This is a genomic window from Pseudomonas sp. K5002 (assembly GCF_013386655.1).
In the GTDB taxonomy this organism is placed as follows: Bacteria; Pseudomonadota; Gammaproteobacteria; order Pseudomonadales; family Pseudomonadaceae; genus Aquipseudomonas.
In genome coordinates this window covers 1-7,253 of sequence record NZ_JACARK010000045.1, presented here as the reverse complement: position 1 = coordinate 7,253, position 7,253 = coordinate 1, and the positions used below count along the sequence as shown (strand labels likewise).

9 protein-coding genes are annotated in these 7,253 nt (G+C 59.5%); 1 reads left to right on the top strand and 8 read right to left on the bottom strand.

What is annotated here, in order from left to right:
- The 8 genes from HX846_RS03145 to HX846_RS03110 form a co-directional block, all read right to left on the bottom strand.
- Positions 1–825, bottom strand: an 825-nt coding sequence (locus HX846_RS03145) for a DUF692 domain-containing protein (protein ID WP_178964960.1), incomplete at its 3' end; no start/stop codon positions are given.
- Positions 826–851: 26 nt separating this feature from the next.
- Positions 852–1,157: a DUF2282 domain-containing protein gene (locus tag HX846_RS03140; RefSeq protein WP_003211666.1), complete on the bottom strand. Its 306-nt coding sequence runs from the start codon at positions 1,155–1,157 to the stop codon at positions 852–854.
- Positions 1,158–1,417: 260 nt separating this feature from the next.
- Positions 1,418–2,119: an ABC transporter ATP-binding protein gene (locus tag HX846_RS03135; RefSeq protein WP_003211664.1), complete on the bottom strand. Its 702-nt coding sequence runs from the start codon at positions 2,117–2,119 to the stop codon at positions 1,418–1,420.
- A 1-nt stretch (position 2,120) separates the two neighbouring features.
- Entirely contained in the window at positions 2,121–2,888 is a 768-nt protein-coding gene (livG, locus tag HX846_RS03130; RefSeq protein WP_003211663.1) for a high-affinity branched-chain amino acid ABC transporter ATP-binding protein LivG, read from the bottom strand.
- The gene (locus HX846_RS03125) at positions 2,885–4,138 is read right to left on the bottom strand and encodes a high-affinity branched-chain amino acid ABC transporter permease LivM (RefSeq protein WP_003211661.1); all 1,254 of its coding nucleotides are present in this window, start codon (positions 4,136–4,138) and stop codon (positions 2,885–2,887) included. Before HX846_RS03125 ends, livG begins: the two co-directional genes overlap by 4 nt.
- Positions 4,135–5,058 carry a high-affinity branched-chain amino acid ABC transporter permease LivH gene (gene livH / locus HX846_RS03120; protein ID WP_003211659.1) on the bottom strand — a complete coding sequence of 308 codons (924 nt, stop codon included), beginning with the start codon at positions 5,056–5,058 and terminating at the stop codon, positions 4,135–4,137. The genes HX846_RS03125 and livH overlap by 4 nt, the downstream gene beginning before the upstream one ends.
- Entirely contained in the window at positions 5,058–5,240 is a 183-nt protein-coding gene (locus HX846_RS03115; protein WP_003211657.1) for a hypothetical protein, read from the bottom strand. Before HX846_RS03115 ends, livH begins: the two co-directional genes overlap by 1 nt.
- Before the next feature lie 45 nt (positions 5,241–5,285).
- Positions 5,286–6,413 (bottom strand): branched-chain amino acid ABC transporter substrate-binding protein, encoded by a 1,128-nt coding sequence (locus HX846_RS03110; protein ID WP_087693197.1) that lies wholly within the window; start codon positions 6,411–6,413, stop codon positions 5,286–5,288.
- Between the two features lie 340 nt (positions 6,414–6,753).
- Between HX846_RS03110 and HX846_RS03105 the strand changes: the two genes are divergently transcribed.
- Positions 6,754–7,056: a DUF2288 domain-containing protein gene (locus HX846_RS03105; RefSeq protein ID WP_003211652.1), complete on the top strand. Its 303-nt coding sequence runs from the start codon at positions 6,754–6,756 to the stop codon at positions 7,054–7,056.
- The last annotated feature ends 197 nt before the right edge of the window (positions 7,057–7,253 follow it).

Genomic DNA, 7,253 nt, shown 5'->3' with positions numbered 1-7,253 from the left:
CAGCACGCTGAACGCCGGCACCTGGTTGTCGCGCTCGATCAGCGTGGCGACCGGCCCGGTGCAGCTGAGCACGTGCTGGTAGAGCTGCCATACCGCGTTGTCGATGGGGGCGCCGTGATCGTCAATCAGCAAACGGTCGCCGAGGCTGTCGGTGTCTTCGGCAAACCCTGCCAGGTGAATCTCGCCCACGGCGTGCAACGGCAAGGCCTCGATGTACTTCAGCGGGTCTTGCTGATGGTTGATGCATGACACATACACATTGTTCACGTCCAGCAGCAGCCCGCAGCCGGTGCGGCGAATCGCTTCGCTGATGAAGTCGGTCTCTTCCAGGGTGGAGCACTGGAATTGCAGATAGGTCGACGGGTTCTCCAGCAGCATGGTCCGCTGCAGGCGGGTTTGTACCTGGTCGATGTGTTCGCACACCCGCTTCAGGGTTTCATCGTCATACGCCAGCGGCAGCAAATCATTGAGAAACACCGGGCCGTGGCTGGACCAGGCCAGGTGTTCGGAAAAGGAGTGGGGTTGATAGCGTTCGATCAGCGTGGCCAAGCGCGCCAGGTGCTCGTCGTTCAGCGGACCTTCGCCGCCAATGGACAGGCCTACACCGTGCAGCGACAGCGGGTACTGTTCGCGGATCAAGCCCAGGTAGTGATGGAAAGGCCCGCCGGCCACCATGTAGTTTTCGGCGTGGACTTCAAAAAAACCGATATCGGGGGACGTCTCGAGCACTTCACTGAAGTGCTCGTTCTTGAGCCCCAGCCCGGCCCGACGGGGGAGGCCGGGCGCCTGAGCCTGGGAGATGGAGTGGGTGAATGAGAGCGTCATCGTCAGTACTCAGGCTGTGCAGGGTTTCAGGACTTGGCGGTGAAGGCAGCTTCCTGGCCGAAGCCGGTTGGCGAGGTGGTGCTTGGGGTTTTCAGGCAGGTACCGGCCGGGACCAGTTTCCAGGCGTTGGCCTGATCCTTGACCTTCGAGGTGCCCGCGCAGGAAGTGCCGGCGCCTGCGGCGCAATCGTTCTTGCCGGCTTCGGCTACACCGAAGCATTTCTGCATGTCATCGGCGGCGTGGGCGGTGGTGGTCAGGGCGGACAGGCTCAGGGCCGAACCCAGGGCCAGGACGAGGGTGGCGGCGGACAGCGAGCGGGTTTTGGTAGTCATGGTGTATCTCCAGCAGTGGGTTGAGTTGGCAAGCATGTTCGCCTGCTTACACCACTAGAGAAAGGGGGAAGGGATTCGTTACAAAGCCGGGGAAAATAATTTCAGGTTTCGCCAAAGTCTTTGGTTCACACCAAACAAATGTGGGAGCGGGCTTGCTCGCGAAGGCAGTGGGTCAGTCACCAAACAAGTTGGCTGATCCACTGCCTTCGCGAGCAAGCCCGCTCCCACAAAAGCCCGCTCATACATTGACCAGATGGGCATCAACCGCCCAAATAAGCCTCACGTACTTTCGGATCGGTCAGCAGTTGTTCGCCGCTGCCCTGCATCACCACACGGCCGTTTTCCAGCACGTAGGCGCGGTCGGCAATCTTCAGCGCCTGGTTGGCGTTCTGCTCTACCAGGAACACCGTCACACCGTCCTTGCGCAGCTGTTCGATGATGTCGAAGATCTGCTGGATGATGATCGGCGCCAACCCCAGGGACGGTTCGTCCAGCAACAACAGCTTGGGCTTGCTCATCAGCGCGCGGCCGATGGCGAGCATTTGCTGTTCGCCGCCGGACATGGTGCCGCCGCGCTGGCTGAAGCGTTCCTTGAGCCGCGGGAACAGGTGCAGCACCTTGTCCATCTGCTCCTGGTAATCGCCCTTGTCGGTGAAGAACCCGCCCATGGCGAGGTTCTCTTCCACGGTCAGGCGGGCAAATACCCGGCGGCCTTCCGGAACCACGGCAATGCTCTTGCGCATGATCTCGGAGGAGGCCTGGCCCACCAGCTCCTCACCCATGTAGCGGATGCTGCCGCTGTGAGCCTGGGGCGAACCGCACAGGGTCATCAGCAGCGTGGATTTACCGGCACCGTTGGCGCCGATCAGGGTAACGATTTCGCCCTGGCGCACTTCCACGTTGACGCTGTGCAGCGCCTGGATCTTGCCGTAGAAAGTGGAAACGTTTTCGAATTGCAGCATTTTACGCTTCCCCCAAATAGGCTTTGATCACTTCCGGGTTGTCGCGGATCTGCTCCGGCGTACCGTCGGCCAGTGGCGTGCCCTGGTTGATCACGACGATATGGTCGGAAATGCTCATGACCAGTTTCATGTCGTGTTCGATCAGCAGCACGGTGGCGTTGTTTTCTTCACGCAGCACACTGATCAGCGCCTTGAGGTCTTCTGTTTCCTTCGGGTTCAAGCCGGCGGCCGGTTCGTCGAGCATGAGGATCCGCGGGCGGGTCATCATGCAGCGGGCGATTTCCAGGCGCCGTTGCTGACCGTAGGCCAGGGTGCCGGCAGGACGGTTGGCAAACTCGGTGAGGTTGACCTTGTCCAGCCAGTACGCGGCATATTCCATGGCCTCGCGCTCGCTCTTGCGGAACGACGGCGTCTTGAACAGGCCGGCAAAGAAGTTGGTGTTCAGGTGGCGATGCTGGGCGATCAACAGGTTCTCGACCGCCGTCATGTCCTTGAACAACCGCACGTTCTGGAAGGTGCGCACCACGCCCTTGCGGGCGATCTCGTGGCCGGCCAGGCCCTGGATCGGCTGGCCGTCCAGCAGGATGGTGCCGCCAGCCGGCTTGTAGAAGCCGGTCAGGCAGTTGAACACCGTGGTCTTGCCGGCGCCGTTGGGGCCGATCAGGGCCACGACTTGTTTCTCTTGCACGGTCAGGGCCACGCCGTTGACCGCCAGCAAACCGCCGAAGCGCATGCTCAAGTTTTCGACTTTCAGGATCTCGCGGCTCATTTGCGCAGCTCCATGTGGGGACGTTGCATGGGCAGCAGGCCTTGAGGTCGCCAGATCATCATCAGCACCATCATGGCGCCGAACATCAACATGCGGTATTCGCTGAATTCACGCATCATTTCCGGCAGCAGGATCATCACGATCGCCGCGAGGATCACGCCGAGCTGCGAGCCCATGCCGCCCAGTACCACGATGGCGAGGATGATTGCCGACTCGATGAAGGTGAACGACTCCGGGGTCACCAGGCCTTGGCGCGCGGCGAAGAAGCTGCCGGCAAAACCGGCGAAGGTGGCCCCGAGGGTGAATGCCGAAAGCTTGATGACGGTCGGGTTCATGCCTAGTGCACGGCAGGCGATTTCATCTTCGCGCAACGCTTCCCACGCGCGACCGATCGGCATGCGCAGCAGGCGGTTGATCACGAACAGCGCCGCCAGTGCCAGCAGCAGGGCCACCAGGTACAGGAACACCACTTTGCTCACCGGGTTGTAGTCGATCCCGAAGTACTCGTGGAACGTCTGCATGCCTTCGGCCGCGGTGCGGTCGAACGTCAGCCCGAAGAACGTTGGCTTGGGAATGCTGCTGATGCCATTGGGCCCGCCGGTGATATCGGTGAGGTTACGCAGGAACAGACGGATGATTTCACCGAAGCCCAGGGTCACGATCGCCAGGTAGTCACCGCGCAAGCGCAGTACCGGGAAGCCCAGCAGGAAGCCAAATGTGGCCGCCGCCATGCCGGCCAGTGGCAGGCAGATCCAGAAGCCCCAGCCCAGGTAATGCGAGAGCAGCGCGTAGGTGTAGGCACCCACCGCGTAGAAGCCCACGTAGCCCAGGTCGAGCAAGCCGGCCAGACCCACCACGATGTTCAGGCCCAGGCCCAGCAACACGTAGATCAGGATCAGCGTCGCGATATCCACCGCACCACGGGAGCCGAAGAACGGCCAGATCAACGCGGCCACGATCAGGCCGATGATGATGTAGCGCTGGGTGCGCGGCAGGGTCAGGAACTGGCTGACCTTGGGCGATACCAACGGGCCACGGTTGGACTTGAGGAGCGCGCCGACCTGCTGAGTGAACAGCACGCGCAGGAACATCAACACCGAGCACAGGGCAATGATGGTCAACGTCACGGGACCGGTGCCATGCACTTCAAGGTTGATCCCGACAATGCTCAACTTGAGCCCGAGTACCGGGAAGGCCACGGCCCAGACCAGCAAGGCGCTGAAAAACGCCGATTTAAGATATCTGCTCATACTTTCTCAACCTCCGGACGGCCCAGAATGCCGGTCGGCCGGAACAACAGCACCAGAACCAATAGACCGAATGCCACCACGTCCTTGTACTGGTCACCGAATACGTCGGCGCCAAAGGCTTCAGCCACCCCCAGCACCAGCCCGCCGAGCATCGCGCCCGGAATGCTGCCGATGCCGCCCAATACCGCCGCGGTGAAGGCCTTGAGGCCCACCAGGAAACCGGCGTTGGGGTTGATCACGCCGTACTGCATGCTCAGCAACACGGCAGCGATAGCCGCCAGTGCGGCACCGATGACGAAGGTCAGGGCGATGATGTTGTTGGTGTTGATGCCCAACAGGTTGGCCATCTTGATGTCTTCGGCGCAGGCCCGGCAGGCGCGCCCCAGACGGGAGCGGGAGATGAACAGGGTCAGGCCGAGCATCGCCACCAGGGTGACGACGAAGACCAGGATCTGCATATAGGAAATCAGCACTTCCTGTGCGCCGCCTGGGCCGAAGGAGATGCTCCCCGGGATCAGGTTGGGAATGGATTTGTCCTTGGAGTCCTGGGACAGCAATACGGTGTTCTGCAGGAAAATCGACATGCCGATCGCAGAGATCAGCGGGATCAAGCGGTTGCTGCCACGCAAGGGGCGGTACGCAACGCGTTCGATACTGTAGCCATAGGCACTGGTTACGACGATGGACGCCAGGAACGCAGCGGTCATCAACAGCGGCAGGGAGTGGATACCCAGCATGGCCAGCCCGGCAAGGGCGATGAAGGCCACGTAGGAACCAATCATGTACACCTCGCCATGGGCGAAGTTAATCATTCCAATGATGCCGTAAACCATTGTGTAGCCAATGGCTATCAAGGCATAGGTGCTGCCAACGGTCATGCCGTTAACCAGCGTTTGGAAAAAATGATAGATCTCAGGCATTACAGCGCTCCTAAAAACCCGATACGCATTTCACTGGTGGAGTCAATTTCCGGCTCGGTGCCCTGTTCTGTGATCAGGTTGCACAAAGCGTTTGCCAGCGAACCGCTGGTGACGGTTTTAAGATTTTCAGGTGAGCCAGCGCCCGGATCGCGGGTGACAGGCCCATAAACCTCGTAAAACAAAGCCCACTGCTTGCACAGTGGGCTTGTTGACCAGTAACGCCTGGCTTACTGAGGGGAAACTTCGGTTTTTGGTTTGCCGAAGTGCCATTCGTAGACCACGAACTTGAAGTCCTTCAGGTCGCCCTTGGCGTCGAAGCTCAGGTCGCCGGTCGGGGTCTTGAAGGTACCGGCGTGGATGGCCGCTGCCACCTTGGCGGTGTCTTCGCTCTTCGCGGCAGCGATACCGCCGGCGATCACTTCAACTGCCGAGTAGGCCGGGAACACGAACGGACCGGTTGGGTCCTGCTTGTTCTTGGTGAACTCTTCAACGATTGCCTTGTTGGCAGGATCGGTGTCGAAGGATTTCGGCAGGGTAACCAGCAGGCCTTCGGACGCGTTCTGGGCGATTTGCGAGATGGAGTCGTTGCCGACGCCTTCAGGGCCCATGAACTTGGCGTTCACGCCTTTTTCCTTGGCTTGGCGCAGGATCAGGCCCAGCTCAGGGTGGTAGCCGCCGTAGTAGACGAAGTCGACGTTGGCTTGCTTGAGCTTCTGGATCAGCGAACCGAAGTCTTTGTCGCCAGCGTTGATGCCTTCGAAGAGAGCAACTTTCACGCCTTTCTTCTCGAGGGTTTGTTTAACGGCAGTGGCGATGCCTTCACCGTATTGCTGTTTGTCGTGGATAACGGCTACGACTTTCGGCTTCACGTGGTCGGCGATGTAGTTACCGGCGGCTGGGCCCTGGGCGCTGTCCAGGCCGATGGTACGGAAGACCAGCTTGTAGCCACGGGACGTGATTTCCGGGCTGGTGGCAGCCGGGGTGATCATGATCACGCCTTCGTCTTCGTAGATGTCGGATGCTGGCTGAGTGGAGCTGGAGCAAAGGTGACCGACCACGAACTTGACGCCGTCGTTGACCACTTTGTTGGCTACGGCCACGGCTTGTTTTGGATCGCAAGCGTCGTCGTATTCCTTGGCTTCGAGCATTTTGCCATCTACGCCGCCCTTGGCGTTGATGTCGGCGATGGCCTGCTTGGCACCCATGAACTGCATGTCGCCGTACTGGGTCACAGGGCCGGTTTTAGGGCCGGCAATACCGATCTTGATGGTGTCAGCTGCGAACGAATGGCTGGCAACCCCGGCCAGGACCATAGCGGCAAACAGTTTGGAAATCTGCTTAGTAGCCTTATTCATAGTGCTCCACTCTTACTGTTGTATTTTTTATAGTTCTAGCGGCCTTGTGAGCTGCAGAACCGGATCAGATATCTCGGATATCCCCCGGCAGCGGCCTGGCAACTGTACCGGTACAGTGTAGAGCGCCGGTTGATCGCTTGAAAAGCTGGCTGCTGGGGGCAAAACCCGGGTATGTCGCTTAAATGAAAGAAAAAGACAGAATTGCGGCGGGGTGATGCCAGAGTTTCGGGCAATCCTTGGCTTTCCTGACACTTTCGTTCGGTGCCTCATTTGCAACTGGGTTTTTCTGCCTGGGGCTCGACGGTATGATTGCGCCGATTTTTTCTTCAGGTGAACTCCCATGACGCAAGAACCTAGCACCCTCTATGCCAAGCTGCTTGGTGAAACTGCCGAAATTTCCTGGAAGGAGCTTGAGCCGTTCTTTGCCAAGGGTGCCCTATTGTGGGTCGATGCCGGGCTGGATTTGATCGAGGCCGCCGAGGGCATGGCTGAGGACAACCGTGAGAAAGTCGCTGCCTGGCTGGCTGCGGGGAGTCTTGGCGAGGTGTCTGCGACGCGGGCATTGGACCTGGTTGAGCGGGACCCGAGTTTGTGGGCGGTGGTGGTTTCGCCGTGGATTCTGATCCAGGAAAGGGCAGTGTAGGAAATGCATGCGCGAAAAAGGTGCGTGATTTTTCCGAGTTTAAGTGTGTAGGCGGGTAACTGCATTTGCGGTGATGGCACCTTGCCGTAGAGAAAGGTCACAGGCGGGGGTTACGTGCGCGTCATGGGAACAGTTTTGGTAGCGGCGGAGTGTGGGGGGAATTGTTTCTGGGTATGTGTACATATCCGTTATTTAGG

Coding starts and splice junctions, on each gene's coding strand:
- HX846_RS03140 (WP_003211666.1), bottom strand. CDS start 1,157: ATGACTACCAAAACCCGCTCGCTGTCCGCCGCCACCCTCGTCCTGGCC.
- HX846_RS03135 (WP_003211664.1), bottom strand. CDS start 2,119: ATGCTGCAATTCGAAAACGTTTCCACTTTCTACGGCAAGATCCAGGCG.
- livG (WP_003211663.1), bottom strand. CDS start 2,888: ATGAGCCGCGAGATCCTGAAAGTCGAAAACTTGAGCATGCGCTTCGGC.
- HX846_RS03125 (WP_003211661.1), bottom strand. CDS start 4,138: ATGAGCAGATATCTTAAATCGGCGTTTTTCAGCGCCTTGCTGGTCTGG.
- livH (WP_003211659.1), bottom strand. CDS start 5,058: ATGCCTGAGATCTATCATTTTTTCCAAACGCTGGTTAACGGCATGACC.
- HX846_RS03110 (WP_087693197.1), bottom strand. CDS start 6,413: ATGAATAAGGCTACTAAGCAGATTTCCAAACTGTTTGCCGCTATGGTC.
- HX846_RS03105 (WP_003211652.1), top strand. CDS start 6,754: ATGACGCAAGAACCTAGCACCCTCTATGCCAAGCTGCTTGGTGAAACT.